The sequence below is a fragment of the Paenibacillus brasilensis genome, assembly GCF_009363115.1.
GTDB lineage: Bacteria > Bacillota > Bacilli > Paenibacillales > Paenibacillaceae > Paenibacillus > Paenibacillus brasilensis.
On record NZ_CP045298.1, the window covers coordinates 5549696 to 5566505 of the forward strand.

General features: G+C 45.6%; 19 protein-coding genes. 1 reads left to right on the forward strand and 18 read right to left on the reverse strand.

The window, feature by feature from the left end:
- Positions 1-42: 42 nt before the first annotated feature.
- From spoIVA to GCU48_RS26445, 16 genes are all read right to left on the reverse strand, one after another.
- The gene (gene spoIVA, locus GCU48_RS26370; RefSeq protein ID WP_025720972.1) at positions 43-1521 is read right to left on the reverse strand and encodes a stage IV sporulation protein A; all 1479 of its coding nucleotides are present in this window, start codon (positions 1519-1521) and stop codon (positions 43-45) included.
- Between the two features lie 492 nt (positions 1522-2013).
- The gene (locus GCU48_RS26375) at positions 2014-2589 is read right to left on the reverse strand and encodes a histidine phosphatase family protein (protein WP_025720976.1); all 576 of its coding nucleotides are present in this window, start codon (positions 2587-2589) and stop codon (positions 2014-2016) included.
- Between the two features lie 36 nt (positions 2590-2625).
- Positions 2626-2976 (reverse strand): 2Fe-2S iron-sulfur cluster-binding protein, encoded by a 351-nt coding sequence (locus tag GCU48_RS26380; RefSeq protein ID WP_152382023.1) that lies wholly within the window; start codon positions 2974-2976, stop codon positions 2626-2628.
- A gap of 43 nt (positions 2977-3019) precedes the next feature.
- The gene (locus GCU48_RS26385) at positions 3020-3670 is read right to left on the reverse strand and encodes a hypothetical protein (RefSeq protein ID WP_152382024.1); all 651 of its coding nucleotides are present in this window, start codon (positions 3668-3670) and stop codon (positions 3020-3022) included.
- Between the two features lie 177 nt (positions 3671-3847).
- Positions 3848-4123 (reverse strand): stage VI sporulation protein F, encoded by a 276-nt coding sequence (locus GCU48_RS26390; protein WP_025720982.1) that lies wholly within the window; start codon positions 4121-4123, stop codon positions 3848-3850.
- Between the two features lie 173 nt (positions 4124-4296).
- On the reverse strand, positions 4297-5337 hold the full coding sequence (locus GCU48_RS26395) for an NAD(P)H-dependent glycerol-3-phosphate dehydrogenase (protein ID WP_152382025.1): 1041 nt from the start codon (positions 5335-5337) through the stop codon (positions 4297-4299).
- Positions 5330-5938 (reverse strand): glycerol-3-phosphate 1-O-acyltransferase PlsY, encoded by a 609-nt coding sequence (plsY, locus tag GCU48_RS26400; RefSeq protein ID WP_152382026.1) that lies wholly within the window; start codon positions 5936-5938, stop codon positions 5330-5332. Before plsY ends, GCU48_RS26395 begins: the two co-directional genes overlap by 8 nt.
- An 11-nt stretch (positions 5939-5949) precedes the next feature.
- Positions 5950-7272 carry a ribosome biogenesis GTPase Der gene (gene der, locus GCU48_RS26405; protein WP_025720987.1) on the reverse strand — a complete coding sequence of 441 codons (1323 nt, stop codon included), beginning with the start codon at positions 7270-7272 and terminating at the stop codon, positions 5950-5952.
- 146 nt (positions 7273-7418) lie between these two features.
- A complete protein-coding gene (rpsA, locus tag GCU48_RS26410) occupies positions 7419-8645 on the reverse strand; it encodes a 30S ribosomal protein S1 (protein ID WP_152382027.1) in 1227 nt (408 codons plus the stop codon).
- Positions 8646-8765: 120 nt separating this feature from the next.
- Complete coding sequence (locus GCU48_RS26415; RefSeq protein WP_152382028.1) at positions 8766-9359, reverse strand: lysophospholipid acyltransferase family protein; 594 nt, start codon at positions 9357-9359, stop codon at positions 8766-8768.
- Positions 9356-10063 (reverse strand): (d)CMP kinase, encoded by a 708-nt coding sequence (cmk, locus tag GCU48_RS26420; protein ID WP_152382029.1) that lies wholly within the window; start codon positions 10061-10063, stop codon positions 9356-9358. The genes GCU48_RS26415 and cmk overlap by 4 nt, the downstream gene beginning before the upstream one ends.
- Before the next feature lie 129 nt (positions 10064-10192).
- Positions 10193-10852, reverse strand: a complete 660-nt coding sequence (locus GCU48_RS26425) for a flagellar brake protein (RefSeq protein WP_152382030.1) — start codon at positions 10850-10852, stop codon at positions 10193-10195.
- A 173-nt stretch (positions 10853-11025) separates the two neighbouring features.
- Positions 11026-12411, reverse strand: a complete 1386-nt coding sequence (ypeB, locus tag GCU48_RS26430) for a germination protein YpeB (protein WP_152382031.1) — start codon at positions 12409-12411, stop codon at positions 11026-11028.
- A 263-nt stretch (positions 12412-12674) separates the two neighbouring features.
- Positions 12675-13370 carry a glutamic-type intramembrane protease PrsW gene (gene prsW, locus GCU48_RS26435; protein ID WP_025720999.1) on the reverse strand — a complete coding sequence of 232 codons (696 nt, stop codon included), beginning with the start codon at positions 13368-13370 and terminating at the stop codon, positions 12675-12677.
- Between the two features lie 83 nt (positions 13371-13453).
- Positions 13454-14068 carry a genetic competence negative regulator gene (locus GCU48_RS26440; protein ID WP_025721001.1) on the reverse strand — a complete coding sequence of 205 codons (615 nt, stop codon included), beginning with the start codon at positions 14066-14068 and terminating at the stop codon, positions 13454-13456.
- Positions 14069-14266: 198 nt separating this feature from the next.
- Positions 14267-14635 (reverse strand): hypothetical protein, encoded by a 369-nt coding sequence (locus GCU48_RS26445; RefSeq protein ID WP_025721002.1) that lies wholly within the window; start codon positions 14633-14635, stop codon positions 14267-14269.
- 93 nt (positions 14636-14728) lie between these two features.
- On the opposite strand from GCU48_RS26445, the gene GCU48_RS26450 reads away from it, so the two are divergent.
- Positions 14729-15628: a polysaccharide deacetylase family protein gene (locus GCU48_RS26450; RefSeq protein WP_152382032.1), complete on the forward strand. Its 900-nt coding sequence runs from the start codon at positions 14729-14731 to the stop codon at positions 15626-15628.
- A gap of 107 nt (positions 15629-15735) precedes the next feature.
- On the opposite strand, the gene GCU48_RS26455 is transcribed toward GCU48_RS26450, so the two are convergent.
- Positions 15736-16077: a hypothetical protein gene (locus GCU48_RS26455; protein WP_152382033.1), complete on the reverse strand. Its 342-nt coding sequence runs from the start codon at positions 16075-16077 to the stop codon at positions 15736-15738.
- The gene (locus tag GCU48_RS26460) at positions 16074-16661 is read right to left on the reverse strand and encodes a type II CAAX endopeptidase family protein (RefSeq protein ID WP_152382034.1); all 588 of its coding nucleotides are present in this window, start codon (positions 16659-16661) and stop codon (positions 16074-16076) included. Before GCU48_RS26460 ends, GCU48_RS26455 begins: the two co-directional genes overlap by 4 nt.
- Positions 16662-16810 lie beyond the last annotated feature (149 nt).

The window sequence follows — 16810 nt, forward strand, 5'->3', positions numbered from 1 at the left end:
GTCTAATACTTTATTTACTTGCACTTTTTCATTGGATTACGCTTAAAGAATAATAGCAATGAGACCACCGGAGCCTTCATTAATGATACGACCCAGCGTTTCCTGCAGCTTGTAGCGTGCATTGTCCGGCATCATGGCAATCTTGCCCTGAATCCCTTCACGAACAATGGAATGCAGCGAACGTCCGAAAATGTCTGACTCCCAAATTTTGATCGGATCATTTTCAAAGTCCTGCATCAGATAGCGCACAAGCTCTTCACTTTGCTTCTCTGTCCCGATAATCGGAGCAAATTCCGATTCTACATCGACACGGATCATGTGAATGGAAGGGGCTGTCGCCTTGAGGCGCACCCCAAACCTCGTACCCTGACGAATCAACTGCGGTTCATCTAGTGCCATCTCGGCCAGCGACGGTGCGGCTATGCCGTATCCCGTTGTCTTGACCATTTCCAGCGCCTCAGCGAAGCGATCATATTCCCGTTTGGCATGGGCAAAATCCTGCATCATTTGCAGCAAATGGTCTTTGCCACGAATCTCCACCCCTACAACCTCAACCAAAATCTGATCGTACAGCTCATCCGGCGCATACAAGTCAATTTCAGCTACACCCTGCCCCATATTCATCCCGCTCAAACCGGCTCTGTCGATGAACTCATATTCCATAAACTGGCCGACCACCCGATCTACATCACGCAGGCGTCGGATATCTTTAACCGTATCGCGAACGGAATTTTCATAATTGCTACGCAGCCAGTGATCTTCGTTCAGTACCATAACCCAGCTCGGCAGATTTACATTCACCTCATGCACTGGAAATTCATACAATACTTCACGAAGCACGCCTGTAACATCATCTTCCGTCATCGTCGCTGCGCTGAGTGTCATGACCGGAATATCATACTTGGCAGCCAACTCACTGCGAAGCTGGAGTGTTTCATCACTGCGTGGATGCGTGGAGTTAATGACGAGCACGAATGGCTTGCCAACTTCCTTCAACTCCTCAATGACACGTTCCTCTGATTCCACGTAAGAGCTGCGTGGAATTTCAGCAATCGTGCCGTCTGTCGTGACCACAACACCAAGCGTCGAATGCTCCTGAATAACTTTCCGTGTACCAATTTCCGCCGCTTCCTGAAATGGAATCGGCTCTTCGAACCATGGTGTAGAGATCATCCTAGGACCATTTTCATCCTCGTAACCCTTCGCTCCTTCTACTGCGTATCCTACACAGTCGACCAGACGTACATTCACATCCAGTCCTTCCGTTACTTTGATCTGGACGGCATTATTCGGTACGAATTTAGGCTCCGTCGTCATGATCGTCTTGCCTGCTGCACTTTGCGGCAGCTCATCTACGGCGCGGGCACGATCCGCCTCACTTGTAATGTTAGGCAGAACAATCGTCTCCATAAACCGCTTGATAAACGTTGATTTTCCTGTTCGTACAGCCCCAACGACCCCAAGATAAATATCTCCTCCGGTGCGTTCGGCAATGTCTTTAAAAATGTCCACTTTCTCCAATGAAATCCCCTCCTCAAAAGTCTCCGAAGGAAAAATGCTTAAAGAGCATCCGCTTCGTGTTCAACCAACTGCTTGATCCCAGATGCGGCAGAACAGCCTTTAAAATGCCCGGAAGTCGTCCGCCGCCGAGATTCAGGAGACTGATGGAATCGGCGAAACGGCGTAAACTCGTACATGCATTTGGACTGATACCATCATATGTATCCCCTCCGTAAAATATGTTCATTTTTTTGAAAAAATAGAGTAGGTCACAGCCATCACTGCAAAACAATATTTTACGTTTGGGTCCACTCATCTAATATATGCGTAGAGGGACTCCCCCATGACTTCGGCGCCAGACTTCATATAAAAAAGGACGTTCTCCTGACTGACCGTTTTATAGTCGTCGGATAACATCCTTTGTTGTTTATTTTCCACCAAAGTATAACCCGCCGTAAATTGATGGGCTTATGTTCGGTATTTACTATCGTTTTCGCTAGTTTAAAATTGTTGTTAATTGAAGCTCCATAATCTTTTAACTTCTACTAATTCTTGACCATTAAATTCCATTTTATAGATATCCGGCTTAGATGTATGTAGCAGAAAATTCAAATCGTACTGACTATCGTAATACCCCATCATTAGAGTCATTACGGCTCCATGTGTGCCAATTGCTATTTTCTGTCCTTGATATGTCTTTAATAATTCTTTTAGGATCTTTATGGCTCGATTCTGACAATCCGCATTAGACTCCCCACCCGACAAAGTAAAGTTTGGATCAGAAAATGACCGATTTAGTAAAGGCATTAATTCACTATCAGGCATTCGGATATCATCTGCGGAAAAATTTCTTTCTTTAAGATCTTCATAAATTAAAATTTCTTTTCCTGAACATTGTGCTAACTCCCGAATAGTTAGGATTGCTCGTTGATATGGACTTGATACGAAAATTTCGATCCCCTCAGTTTTCAATAGCTCAGTTATTCGATTCGTATCCACTTTTCCTTTATCTGTAAGCCCTCTTGTTCTTTCATTCCCTTCTGTCTTTGGTGATTCACCATGCCTTACCATGTAAATATAAGTTTTCATCATAGCCCCCAAAGAAAAAATTTTTTTTATTTGACATTACCACAGTTCGTCATCCATCGCTTGGCGCTCAAGTTGCCGCCTGACAGCAGCCTTAAGTTTATCCTCCGGTATCGTAACCTCTACATCACCTTGAGCGCGAGCCTGACAGGACAATCGTATGCCTTCTTCCAGTAAAGGTCCCAGCTTACGCTGCTCTGCATCATTGGGACGACCTGCGAATGCAGCCCATTCCGTCGATATATGTACCTTACACATGAGGCAGGCCGCTTTCCCGTCACAGCGAGTGGGAATATGTACACCTGCTTTACGGGCAGCCTGGAGCAATGTTGTACCCTGACCGACCTGTACACGCCTGCCTGACGGCTTGAACGTAATCTGCACATTCATAAGAACGATCCTCCCTTTATCTGCCCTCTTAACACACACGAAGCTATTTAACATGCCCCATCCGAATGATGGAATGCAACTCCGGCCAAGGCAAAAGCTCCATCAGCCTGTCCAGCTGCTCCTCTGCCCAAATGTTACTGATCAGCAGTTGCTTGAGTATCACGAGATGACGCTGTGGATCACGCTTCATGACCTCTGCAATCGCTCTATATCGGTCAGGGCGATTTCGCAACAGATTAAACAGCAACTCGTGACTGAGTGGCATCAGATGTAGTGAAGCACGCCCCAAATTAAGCTGGATTCCTGCCGACCAAAGGAGCCGCTCGATCTCCAAGCGGTATAAGGCTCCGCCACAGAGTACTTCGAATCCCCCCACCAGCTCAACTGGAAATCCCTCCAGCTCATAATGGCTTAGCAATGAAACGTACGAGCCGCTGCGGTCAACCTGCTGTTGATCTATATTTACACCCAGGGGGTGAGCATGAAGCTTCTTTGCTGCCTGAATATCCGCATAAATATCAATGTCCCGAGGCAGGCGATCCAGCTCAACTCCCTGCACCAGTAGTGAACAGCTTCCTCCCAGCATCCACGGAACAGACACTGTTGACCAACGATCAGCCAAGTGACTCAGCGCAGCTGTCAAATCGTGAGGCAGCCTGTTTAATAGCGCCGATGATATAGCCTCCTTCAACATTGTTTCCTCCTTACTGTCTTTCAACCCGTTTCCTATTGGGCATCATTATATCATGTTCAGCATGGTAGTTCGATATTTTGTGTAGTGAAAAAGAGGGCAAAAGCTGCTGCATATATAAAAAAAACCGCGAACCTGCCCGATTCACGGTAAAACCTGGCCATTTGCGGCCAATCTTTTTTATTTTTTCATCATCATTTTCATTAACGCTTCCATGTTGGAAGAATTCATTCCGCTCTTTTTGACGGCACTGACAATATCCCTTACTGTATCTTCCGACACCGGAATGTTGGCCATTGCAGATACCTGCCTTATAAGCTGACGCAGCTGTGCTTCATTTTGAAGCGTGTCCGCCTTCACCGTGCCTGCCAGCTTTTTTACTGCATTCTCGGATATGTTTTTGCCGCCTTTTTTGTTAATGGCCTTCAACGCTTCTTTCGGAAAGTTTTTATTCACAATCTCCCCTCCTCCGCCATTGCTCAACTCAGTCTATGAATGGTGGAGATAAAAGGTGATTAAGCTTACAAAAGACATGCCTAATGCCTAACTAAAAAAGGCTATCTCATTCGTAGAAAAATCTACTTACGAGACAGCCTTTACTATACATTACTTTTGGGATCATCCGGTCTTTATGAATGCCATTGCTCCCAAGTTTGCAGCGGCATGACTTCCATCTCGGTTTTAGGGTCACGACCCATCAGGGCCTCGACAGCTTTGCGGACGTCACGTCCTTCGAACAGCACCCCATACAGTACTTCTGTAATAGGCATCTGAACGCCCAGCTTTTGTGAGATAGCGTATGCCGCTTTTGTTGTGCGAATGCCCTCTACCACCATGCCCATGGATTCCAGCACAGCCTCAAGCTGTTGACCCTGTCCCAATAACGAACCTGCGCGCCAGTTGCGGCTGTGACGGCTCGTTGCAGTGACAACAAGGTCACCAATGCCAGCCAGGCCAGCAAAGGTCAAAGGATTAGCGCCCATCTCAACCCCGGCACGGGTAATCTCAGCTAACCCACGGGTCAATAATGCCGCTTTGGCATTATCACCGAAGCCAAGTCCGTCTGACATTCCCGCGCCTAGAGCGATTATATTTTTTAACGCCCCGGACAGCTCTACGCCAAGCAAATCACGGTTTGTATATACCCGAAAATAGGAGTTCATGAACAGCTCCTGTGCTACCTGTGCTGCCTTCTCATTGGAGGAAGCTACAACGACCGTTGTCGGGCATTTTCGCACCACTTCCTCCGCATGACTCGGACCAGACAGCACGGCAATATCACCCTCCGCGATTTCCAGCTCTTCCGAGATCACCGTGGACATACGCTTGAGCGTTTCGGTTTCAAAGCCTTTAATGGCGTGTACCACCAGCATATCCTTGGTAAAGTGGTCCTTTAGACTACGTGTTACCTGGCGAGCTGCAGACGAAGGAGATACGATAATAACAGCTTTTGCACCAGATACGGCAGCCTCCATATCGGTTGTAGCTGTAATTCGATCCGACAAAATGGAGCCGGGCAAATATTGCTCATTCGTATGCTTTTCATTGATTTCAGCTGCTTGCTGCTCATTTCTCGTCCAGACAGAGACATCGTTGTTATTGGCCGCAAGAACGGAAGCCAGGGCTGTTCCCCAGCTACCCGCGACCAGCACAGCTATTTTCTCAGACAAGACGATCTCCTCCTTTGGAGCCAAGCTTATTTTCATTTCCCCGGACCAGCTTGACGATATTGGTACGGTGTCTCCACACAGCAAACAAGCAAATGACTAAAGCTGTCCAAAAGAATGGCCATTCATATCCAAGTACAAGCAAAATCCAGGGGGTCAGAATGACAAAAATCAGTGATCCAAGGGACACATAGCGTGTGATCACAATAGCAAGAATCGCAATGATCCCGGCATATAAAGCGGGAAGCAAGGTCAGCGATGCTAATACACCGATAGCGGTAGCAATACCTTTTCCTCCGCGAAAGTGAAAATATACCGGCCAGTTATGGCCCGCAATCGCCGCGATGCCGCACAAACCCGATAGCCAGGAAGATTCTCCACCCAGCCAGTGCCCCAACAGCACCGCCATAACCCCTTTAAGTACATCCAGCAGCAGTACCAGAATAGCTGGGCCTTTTCCCAGCACGCGCAGCGTATTCGTCGCACCGGCATTGCCGCTTCCATGCTGGCGAATGTCGATTCCTTTTAATTTTCCATACAGCAAACTAAAGCTGACAGAGCCAAGCAGGTAACTGAGTAGTATAGCAACGATCTGTAAAATCAACCTATTCGCTCCTAACTTTCGTCAGACTTGCGCCGTGTAAAGATACGAATTGGAGTCCCCTCGAAATTGAAGGCGGCGCGAATTTTGTTCTCCAGATAACGCTCATAAGAGAAGTGCATGATTTCCGGATCATTAACAAATACAACCATTGTAGGCGGCTTGACAGCAACCTGGGTCACATAGTTAATGCGCAGACGGCGTCCTTTATCTGTTGGTGGAGGATTGATCGCCACTGCATCGGAAATGACATCATTCAGCAAATGCGTCTGAATTCGCATGACATGCTGCTGCGCCACATGCTGTACAACCGGAAGCAGCTTTTGCAAGCGTTGCTTCGTTTTGGCAGACAAAAATACAATCGGAGCATACGTCATGAACAGGAAGTGATCGCGGATTTTAGTTTCAAACTGATGCATCGTTTTATCGTCTTTATCCACGACATCCCATTTGTTAACAACAAACAGCGATGCTTTACCCGCCTCATAAGCATAGCCGGCAATGTGCTTATCCTGCTCAATAATACCTTCCTCACCGTTAATTACGACCAGCACAACATCTGCACGCTCGATAGCTCGCATGGCACGCATAACACTATATTTTTCTGTCGTTTCATATACTTTGCCGCGTTTGCGCATTCCAGCCGTATCAATCAGTACATATTTCTGGCCGTCTTTTTCAAAAGGCGTATCAATCGCATCACGTGTCGTGCCTGCAATATCACTAACAATAACCCGTTCTTCTCCCAGAATGGCGTTAACGAGTGAAGATTTACCTACGTTCGGGCGACCGATCAAAGCGACACGAATCACGTCCTCATCATAGTGCTCTTCTTCAAGCTCAGGCAAATTGGACGTAATTGCATCTAACAGATCACCTATACCTGTACCGTGGCTACCGGAAACAGGGATAGGATCTCCAAATCCATAAGAGTAAAACTCATAAATCAGATCGGCACGATTGAGGTTGTCCACTTTGTTTACCGCTACAATGATCGGTTTACCCGAACGATACAGCATTTGAGCTACCTCTTCATCCGATTGCGTAATTCCTGCTTTCGCATCACTCATGAATACGATAACATCTGCTTCTTCTATTGCGAGTTCGGCTTGCATACGGATGGATTTCAAAATGATATCCTCACCATCAATTTCAATCCCGCCGGTATCAATAATACTGAAGGATTTACCATTCCATTCCGATATACCGTATATCCGATCACGGGTGATTCCAGGTTTATCTTCCACGATAGACAAACGATCCCCGATAATCCGATTAAAAATAGTGGACTTTCCCACATTCGGGCGACCAACGATAGCCACAACGGGTCTTGCCATAAATTCACTCCTCCTGACATTCTCAGCTATCATCATAGCAAAAAACATTCTTATTGGCGATATTGGTCACGTAACAACAATCGGCGAACCCTCTGGGTCCGCCGATGGTGTACGTTATGCTTATTATAAAGTGTATTGATTCAAACTCATTTAAATTTGTTCAGCTTATCACCAAAACGTTCGCCAAGCGTAATGCTCAGACCGGAATTGTTGAGCGATACGTTAGGATTGTTCAGTTCCTCACGAGGCGCACGAGCTGCACGTGGTGCTCTTTCTGCTTTTGGAGCCACTTCAGGAGCTTCTTCAGTTTCTTTGATGCTCAGGCTAACACGTTTCTCAGAAGGATTCATTTCAAGAATTTTAACTTTCACTTCTTGTCCTTCTTCCAGAACCTCTTGTGGAGTTCCGATGTGTTTGTGGGAAATTTGGGAAATATGAACCAAACCTTCTACGCCAGGAGCGATTTCAACGAATGCCCCGAAGTTAACCAGACGTTTTACAACACCAGTTACGATATCATTGTTGTTAAATTGTCCAGCAGCGGATTCCCAAGGACCAGGCTGTGCAGCTTTCATGCTCAGGCTGATTTTTCCTTTTTCAGGGTCTACCTTCAGCACTTTTACTTTTACTTGATCTCCTTCAGAAACAGCATCAGAAGGCTTATCAACATGAGTCCAAGCGATTTCAGATACGTGAACCAAACCGTCCACGCCACCTACGTCTACAAAAGCACCAAACTGAGTGAGACGTTGAACCGTACCTACGATTTCTTGTCCTTCTTTCAGCTCAGCCATTACTTTTTGCTTGTTGGCTTCAAATTCTGCTTCCAGAACGTCTTTTTGAGAAAGAATCACTTTGTTGTTTTCGCGATCCAGCTCTTTTACAACAACACGCAATGTGCGGCCTTTGTAATCGCTGAAATCTTCAACGAAATGACGTTCTACCATGGATGCAGGAATGAATCCACGAACACCCACGTCTACCACGATGCCGCCTTTAACGACGTCGTTTACTACGACTTCAAACACTTCTTTGCTTTCGAACAGCTGCTCCAGCTTTTCCCAAGCATTTTCACTGTCGATTGCACGTTTGGACAGAACAAGCTTTTCTTTGGCATCATCAATGCTAATGATTCTAGCTTCGACTTCTTGGCCTACTTGTACTGCTTCTTCTGCGTTATCCAGACCAGAAGACAACTCGCGAATTGGAATAACTCCATCGTATTTATATCCAATGCTTACTACCGCTTGGTTATCTTCCAATTTCACGATCGTACCCTTAACGGTATCACCTTTTTTTAGGGAGACGATTTGATCGAGCTCGTCTTGATTTGCCGCTTCAGCAGCTTCTTGATTTTTAATTTCTTCCGACATGTCAATACCCTCCTCAATTCAAAAAAACCATTTATTTAAACCTGCGCATGGCAGAGTTCAAAACATCAATTAAACTTTTGTCCTAGTTTTCCGAGCTTAGACATAATTCATGCAAGCCTTTCAGTTATTCGTAGGCTTGCCTGTTTCCTTCATCGTACGGATACGTGACATAATTGCTTCTGTCGCCAATTCAAGCGGGTCTCCCTCGATATCAGCACCCTTTTGGTAAGCATCCAAATTGACTGGCTTGCCGTATATCACTTTCGTTTTACGGAAAAGCTTGTAATCACCAACAATGGCGACTGGAACGGCAGCCGCTCCACTGCGCAGCGCAAAGCTGGCGGCACCCTTTTTTCCAATTCCTCCAGCTCCCCTTGAGCCTTCGGGGAAGATCCCCATCACCTTGCCGTCACGCAAAATGTTCAATGCCAGCTTGATGGATTCCTTACTCACACCACCACGTTTGACTGGAAAAGCTCCCAGCTTGTCGATCAGTGGACCCAGCACGGGAATATTAAACAGCTCGGCTTTTGCCATAAAGTGAACCTTTCGCTTCAGCAAAATACCAACTGTAGGAGGGTCAAAATTACTAATATGATTAGAGCACAACAATACTCCGCCTTCAGCAGGGACATTATCCCTGCCTACCGCCTCGAGTCTAAACAAAATGCGGTAAATGAGACGCAAAATACTGGCGCATATCGTATATATCATTGGCTGATCTCCCCATCCTTCTTCGCCATGCAATAAGATACGATCGTATCCACGACATCCTGAATGCCCAAATGGGTCGTATCCAGTACGATGGCGTCCTCACTGCAACGAAGTGGGGATACATCCCTTTCCTCGTCAAACTTGTCACGTGCGGCAATGTCACGTTCGAGCTGCTCCAGAGTGATATCATCAGCTCCGTTCAATTCTTTAAAACGCCGAGAAGCACGTTCCTGAACACTTGCGGTCATGAATATCTTAACTTCCGCATCGGGAAGCACAGTTGTTCCAATGTCCCGCCCGTCCATAACGACGCCCTTACGCGCAGCCATTTCACGCTGGTTTTCAGTCAAACGTGTGCGTAAACCCGCAATACTTGAAAACTGTGATACCTTGCTGGTCACTTCCATAGAGCGGATTATTGTGGTTACATCTTCCCCGTTACAATAAACCTTTTGGCCTGCGGGGTCCGGTACTAATTCAATCACCAGCTCAGGTACATGTTGAAGCACTTTTTCTACATTTTCCGCCGGAATTTCCTTGCACATCATGTACCAAGTTGCTGCCCGGTACATGGCTCCGGTGTCCACATATACATAAGATAGTGCTTTCGCCACCAAGCGGGCCACTGTACTTTTCCCTGCACCAGCAGGTCCATCAATAGCTACATTTATTTTATTGTTTAAAGATACATGCTGCCTTGCCAACGGGGAATTCCTCCTAACCTAACCTCAAGAAAAAAGCAGGCATTGCCTGCGACGTGAAAATTATACCACACATTTATAGACGATGCAAAATGAACGGCAGGTTTACTGAAAAAGAAGACGCTTGGTGGATTACGCTCTTTCCCGAAATTCCAGCTGTTTCTCGAAGCAATATTTAATCAGTTTTTGGCGTTCCTGGTCAGCAATTTTCTCATATTTCAACATGATGAGCCTGCGGCCATTTTCCATTTCCTGAATGCGTACAACTTCAGACTGGAATGAAACATGCTCCAGCGTGCCGTTTTTATACGGAACCAAAATCCAGCAGGACAAGGATTCTCCTTCTTCTAGCTGCTGCGCTTCCTGTGTCTGAAAAGAAACGCCCCCGCCTCCTACATCGTGCGTCTCTGCTACAAACCTTGATTCGTTTACACCGTACTTTACCGCAATTTCCAGGTTGGCCTTAACCCGGAGATAGTTTCGACGCTGAATTTTGCTGATGCTGTCCGGTTCCGGCTTTTGAATGCGAACCATCCGCAGCACATCCTCTTTAAAGCCCGTGACATGCGTGTTAAAATAGTTTTTAATTCCGCCCTCACTCATAAAAAATATGGATAACTCTTCCCCCAAAAACAGCTTTTTCAAATGCCCACTCGTTTGTGACATGGGGATTTCAATCAGAAAATTCTGTGAGTCCTCTTCCGCAATACGCGATTTGAATTCAAAAAGTTCATCCTTGTGATCGTTACCAGCCACTTGTATGTATAACACATCATTAATTTTAGGAAACAAACCATTCACCGTCCTTGTCCATTAAACGCTCTAATTAAGGTCTATAATACCACGACTTTATTCCTATTTTAAGAATTTTATTTGTTAAAACCATGACTAAAGTGCAAAAAACCTCCTTAATTCAAGGAGGTTTAGAGCGATTAATGATTCATTTCTTCACACAACAGCACTAATTATACATTGCTCGCAGTAGCCTGAGGCTCATCCGAATCTTTCACTTGCTCAATCGTTTCTTCCATCCCTGTATCGGCATTAATGTAAATCCGATAAATGGAGCCATTAATTTTACCGCCAAATTCATAACACAGAACCTCTTTTGACAGTTCATTTTCAATTAATGCTTTGCGGTGGTAAGTTTCACGAAACTCAGGATTCAGCTTCGCCCGTGCAGCCTTCAAATCCAGTTTGGCCTTCGGGATATGACGGTGAGGATTGTGCTCATGCACATAGTCGCTCGCTTGAAGCCCAGTCACTGTTCCGTTATCCAGGCCCGATCTAACTGTGATTTTTTCCGGATAGATAATCACGTCCCCTTGCACGCTTGCATATGTGATGGCGGCTAAATTTGTTCTTTCATCATAAGCAACCGGCTTCATTCCTTTGTAGCCCTTTTGTGCAAGAAATTCACTTGCATGCCGAATCGCCTCATTGCGGGTGACTTTTTTGGGACCTACTTCTCTCATATCGTGATAGGAAATGAGCTTACCGCCCTTTTTCGTAAAATCCATGGTGGCCACAGCTTTCTGCTTGTTAAGCAGGGTAGCCGTATAAGACGCCCATTCAGTTCCTTTACCGTTTTCTTGTACACGAATCTGGCTTTCCGGTTTGCCTGTAAACTCGGCAGCATTCCGTTTAATTTGCTCGGCACTCACGACCGGGAGATTCAATTTTTTAACAGAACGCTTGGCATAAATGGTGGCCACGGAAGGTCCCCAATCCAGCTCCTTGTAGCCCTCCACCTTTTTGTCCACGGTTTTGAAGCCATCAATAATCGTGTTATCCTTTGGACCGGTTTGTGCGCCTGGGGCTTGCTCTACATCAGTCCATCGCAAGTTTTTACTCAAGGCCTTTGCTCGAACTTCGTGCATGCTTTTCGAAATTTCTCTGGAATTGTTATATAACGTTTTCAGATTGGATAATTCTTTCTCATTCAAAGGCTCGTGATCTAGGTCACGCACGGCAGTCTGATACGAAAATGTAGATACATGTGACAGCAAATCCTTGGCATGGTTAAATGGCATCACATTGAGAGGCAACTGATTGACCTCATTTTGGGCCTCACTTGTAATTCTCCACACGTTCATCAAACATTTGCGATGCATCGCGTGTGAAGTATTATGGACAGCAACCGCATTACCAAGTTGGGAATGCAATTGATCCATATGAAACGACAAATCATGAAACGCACGCTGATATTGATTTTCCGCTTTAATCGACATACTTTTTGCCTGAAGAGATACCTGTTTTCTCATCTGGCTCTCCCGATAACCCCACACAAATGCTCCTATCATGAGCAGGGCAACAATCGGGAACAATACCGAACTAAGTCGCTTATACATATTGGAAGTCTCCTTTCTTCAATTACACTACCGATAGTGTGACAAGAAGAAAGCTCTCTTATGCATGGTTTTCCATGAGTTCAACAATAAACTCGCAATGATCGCATATACAACGCTTAAAGCCGGTCTGAATTTGCCCTTGCTCCATGCGTCCTCTAAGCACAAAGCGTTCCCCGCATCTTTTACAATGAATTCTCACTTTTATACGCAAAAAAGACACCCCTTTCACTAACAGGTTTGTCAGATCAGTGTGTCCCTTTTTGTTACATATTAACCTTTTCTTCCCGCTTCAATAATCTAAAAGGAGAACGGTTGTTAGCTCGAGTGATTTTTGCCATGCCTCCATACCACAAAAATGCCATTAGAGGTATGATAAACCAAACCCAGTCATGTTTGAATTTCGTTAAAATCAGATCATATACTCCGTGCCAAAACCATGGAAGCACCAATGACAGAAGCAGCATGTATTTGCTCCTCCACTCTTCTGAAAACTTGGCTTTGCCCATGTAATAGCCCATCACTACTCCAAACATCGCATGACCGGACACCGGCAGCAGTGATCTCATTAACATCATACTCACAGAAGCGTGCCCCGCCCAGGCATACAATAGATTTTCAACCGTTGCAAATCCGAGCGAGACCGCAGTAGCATACAAAATGCCGTCATAAGGCTCATCGAACTCAGTATGATTATATATAACGTGATACAACAAAAACCATTTAAAAAACTCTTCCACACCGGCCGAAATGCCGAACACCTGGATTAATGTGTTATCACCTAGCCAGAGCAGCAGTCCGCGTTGGAGAATCATGACAGGAAGTACCACCAAAAAGCCGAGTAGAAACACTTTTACAACCATGTGCAATGGCTCCGAATCATATCTGTCCTTCAAGTAAAAATACATCAATAAGGCGAGACCAGGCGCTGTGGCTGCCGCTAAAACCGAAAACAGAAGCACCGATCATCCCTCCATAAAAATGAGTCGGCCCTGCATTCAGCGCAGAGCCGACAAATTCAATCAATATACTTTCTAAAGCCCGATTAAGAACGGCTGTCAAAATGAGTGCAGATGACTGCAACGGCCTGTTCAGGAATGATTAGCTTGCCGTACTCCTCCAGCATTGCTGGTGTTACCGATGAGCCTTCACCGAATTCGGCAAGAACCGCTATCAAGGCCGCAAGCTTGGACTCCTCTACCTCTTCCGGCTCCAAATGTAGAATCCATTTTCCTCTATAATGATACAGCTTACCTGCTTCCGTAGTGTTGCTGCGGAGCATGTGAGCCGCTTCTATGAGTACTTCGAAATCACTAAACGCGTAAACGATGGAATCACTGTGTTCGAGCGTGACTTCCATTTCGTAGACTTCCTCTGGAAGCTCCTCATCAGGACCAGAACCATACTGTTGATGATCGTATTTACCCCGAGTGACGATAACAACCATTCCCTGAGCAGGAAGCGCAAAGACTTCGACAGCTAACGGTCCCGTGGCATCGAAGCCCAGCTCGCTGTATGCCTGATCCATCATTTCGGTAAACAGCTCATGAACCCTTGGAATTTCTTGCCACATGTCGTCTTTTTGAATACCGCGTTCGCTCAAATCGTCAAAGGTAAGGAAAATCCGTATCTTGTCCTGACTTAATCTTTCTATTTTCATACTGGACCCTCCTCCTGGCAGCCGAGTGTTATTAACAGATTATGATGCAATTATGGTGCCTGTGATGAAAATGGTTCTATGTAATCATGTTATCATTTTATAATCGTAAATGCACGAAATAAAAATGAGAAAAAAAAGAATCATTTGAACGGCTTTCACAAAAAAGCCGCAAAATGATTCGAGATAGAGGTTCCGGGGTTATAATCCCGGTACGGCTGTATGAGTTTCCTTGAGTATTTGCTCAACCTCACGTTTAACATCAGGACTGCTGCTAATAAAGTCTTTAATCAACTTCATATTTTCTTCTTTGTTTTGGAGCGTATGAACGTTATTATCTGTTTTGGAACGATGATCATGATCCTTATGGGTGTCTTGTTTATTCAACTTAATATCGCCCATTCCAGGAAACGCAGCGTCCATCATTTTGGTGCGGGCTTTCTGCACCAAATTGCCACCTTTTTTCCCATCCATGTCCATGGATAAGCCCAACATGTTGCGGTTACGGGAGATCAGAGTGCTTGCGACAGCGCCCAAAACGATTCCCAGGAAAAATGAAGATGTTTTCACAATTAGAACCTCCCTTTGTGGTAGAATCGAGCTTAGTGTTCGTCAGGAAAGACAAACTCATACGGCATAAATACAGGAAGGTGAGATGAATTAATGGGCACAAAAACAGCAGCCATTTTATTGACTGCATGTCTGCTGCTTAGTGCTTGTACGGCGAACAAGCCAGAATCGGCAGCGTCTGACACAAGTACCAGCACCAAAGAACAGAAAACCGTTTCTTCCGAGACAAGCTATCGTAATCAAACGAACCGTGATGATCATAACTCAGCAGGTAAAGCAACGGTACAACTAAACAAGCCCGTCGTTGACAGCAGCAAAACAGGAGAGTCAGCTACGGTGTCTGCCACCGATAAAACATATCATTTGGACAAGGCATATAATGTGGTTCCCAACCAAAAAGGAGCCGAAAAAAAGGTGATTTTGCTTACCTTTGACGATGGTCCCAAGGAAGCGTCAATGATTAATAAAATCATTGATACACTCGACAAGCACAAGGCCAAGGCTATTTTCTTCGTAAATGGTTACCGTGTGAAGGAGCATCCTGAGTTGCTCAAGCTTATCCATGACCGTAGACAGCCCATCGGCAACCATAGCTGGGATCACATCGTGCTAAAGAACAAATCGGAGGCTGAGGTCAAAAAACAGATTGAAACTGTGCAAAAAATTGTCAAGGATACAACGGGTCAAGCACCGGTGTTTTTCCGCCCTCCTCATGGTGCAGGCGGGGACGTAGGCCGCAAGGTTGCCAAGGAAAACGGACTTCTGTATATGACCTGGTCCGTTGGTTCACTGGACTGGACTATGAAGAAAAATCAGCCTAACAAAACGGATGCAATTCTCAAAAATGTAACGGAGCAGCTACATCCAGGCAGCAATATTCTGATGCATGAGCTCCCATGGACAGCCGAGGCGCTCGATGACCTTTTGACCCGCCTTGAGCAAAAGGGCTACCAGTTTGTTGATCCACAATACATTGAGCTTCCTGCCAACTAAGAAGCTTGTGTTCATGTTCTATAATCAACGAAAGATGATTGTGAAAAAGGCCTTCATCGCCGCATAACGTTGTGCGGAGGTGAAGACCTTTTTCATACACCCTTTTATCACCAGAGCAATTTACTGATAGGTGGTGCACCCTTGATGCCCCACCATAGTAGTGCTGCTGTAATGAGTACAAAAAGTGTGCTCAAAAAATTCAAAAACCACTTGCTTACCCGGAGACGTCGGGATGGAAACATTTCTGCCCGCGTACGGTACTCACTAACAGGAGTGTCATCCTCCATCATCACAGCAATTTCTGGTGCAGCGGCAACGTGGCTCAATTCAGGCACGGGCCGTGAGGCACGGGAACGGACTGGTTTTGATCCGGGCCTGTCCTCCTCCTTGCCTTTGCGACCCTTTCGACGACTACCATAGGTCTGCACTCTGCTGAGCTCCTGATTCATTCTTCATACCTCCGAAACCGTAACGCTAAACCAGATATAAGGTCAATCACAAAATGACAAATGATCGGCGCCCACAGGCTGCCAGTCTGTACGTAGATATAGCCCAAACCGTAACTGCTAAGGAACACCCAGCCGGTTGGAATCCAATGCCGCAAATATCGGATATGGATGACCGCAAACAAAATACTTGTCCAATAAGGGCCAAAACTATACTGAATTGCACCTCTGAACAAAAATTCCTCACAGATCGAAACGACGGCAGCTATACAAATAATATGCCAAATCGGACGATTTTGAAACAGTAATTGGTTAATACCGCCGTCATCCATGGCATTCTCAGGCATAATTCGGGATAACACCAGATCCACTAGAAGAATAGCGGCAGCCAATCCCAGGCCCCACCATAGAACATGTAAGCTGTTTGGCAATGCAAACAAATTCAACACATTTCTTTTCTGAAAAATAATCCAGATTGCACCGACCAGCAGGGTAAGCCCCTGGGTTAGATACAAATTGTAAAGCAGCAAGCGGTCATTCAACTCGTGAATTTGCGCTCTTTTCCATTTCACTTTGAGCTTTTTCATGTTTAGTTAGTCCTCTGCATAGTCTTCTTTAGCATCATAGCCAAAAAGTCGGGCGGATTCAAGAAGACCTAAATCTAATTATTCCGCATGCTATAGCTATTATCTAGTCAGCTATCCGCACATGTCGTATCTCCTATTGACATGGCTGT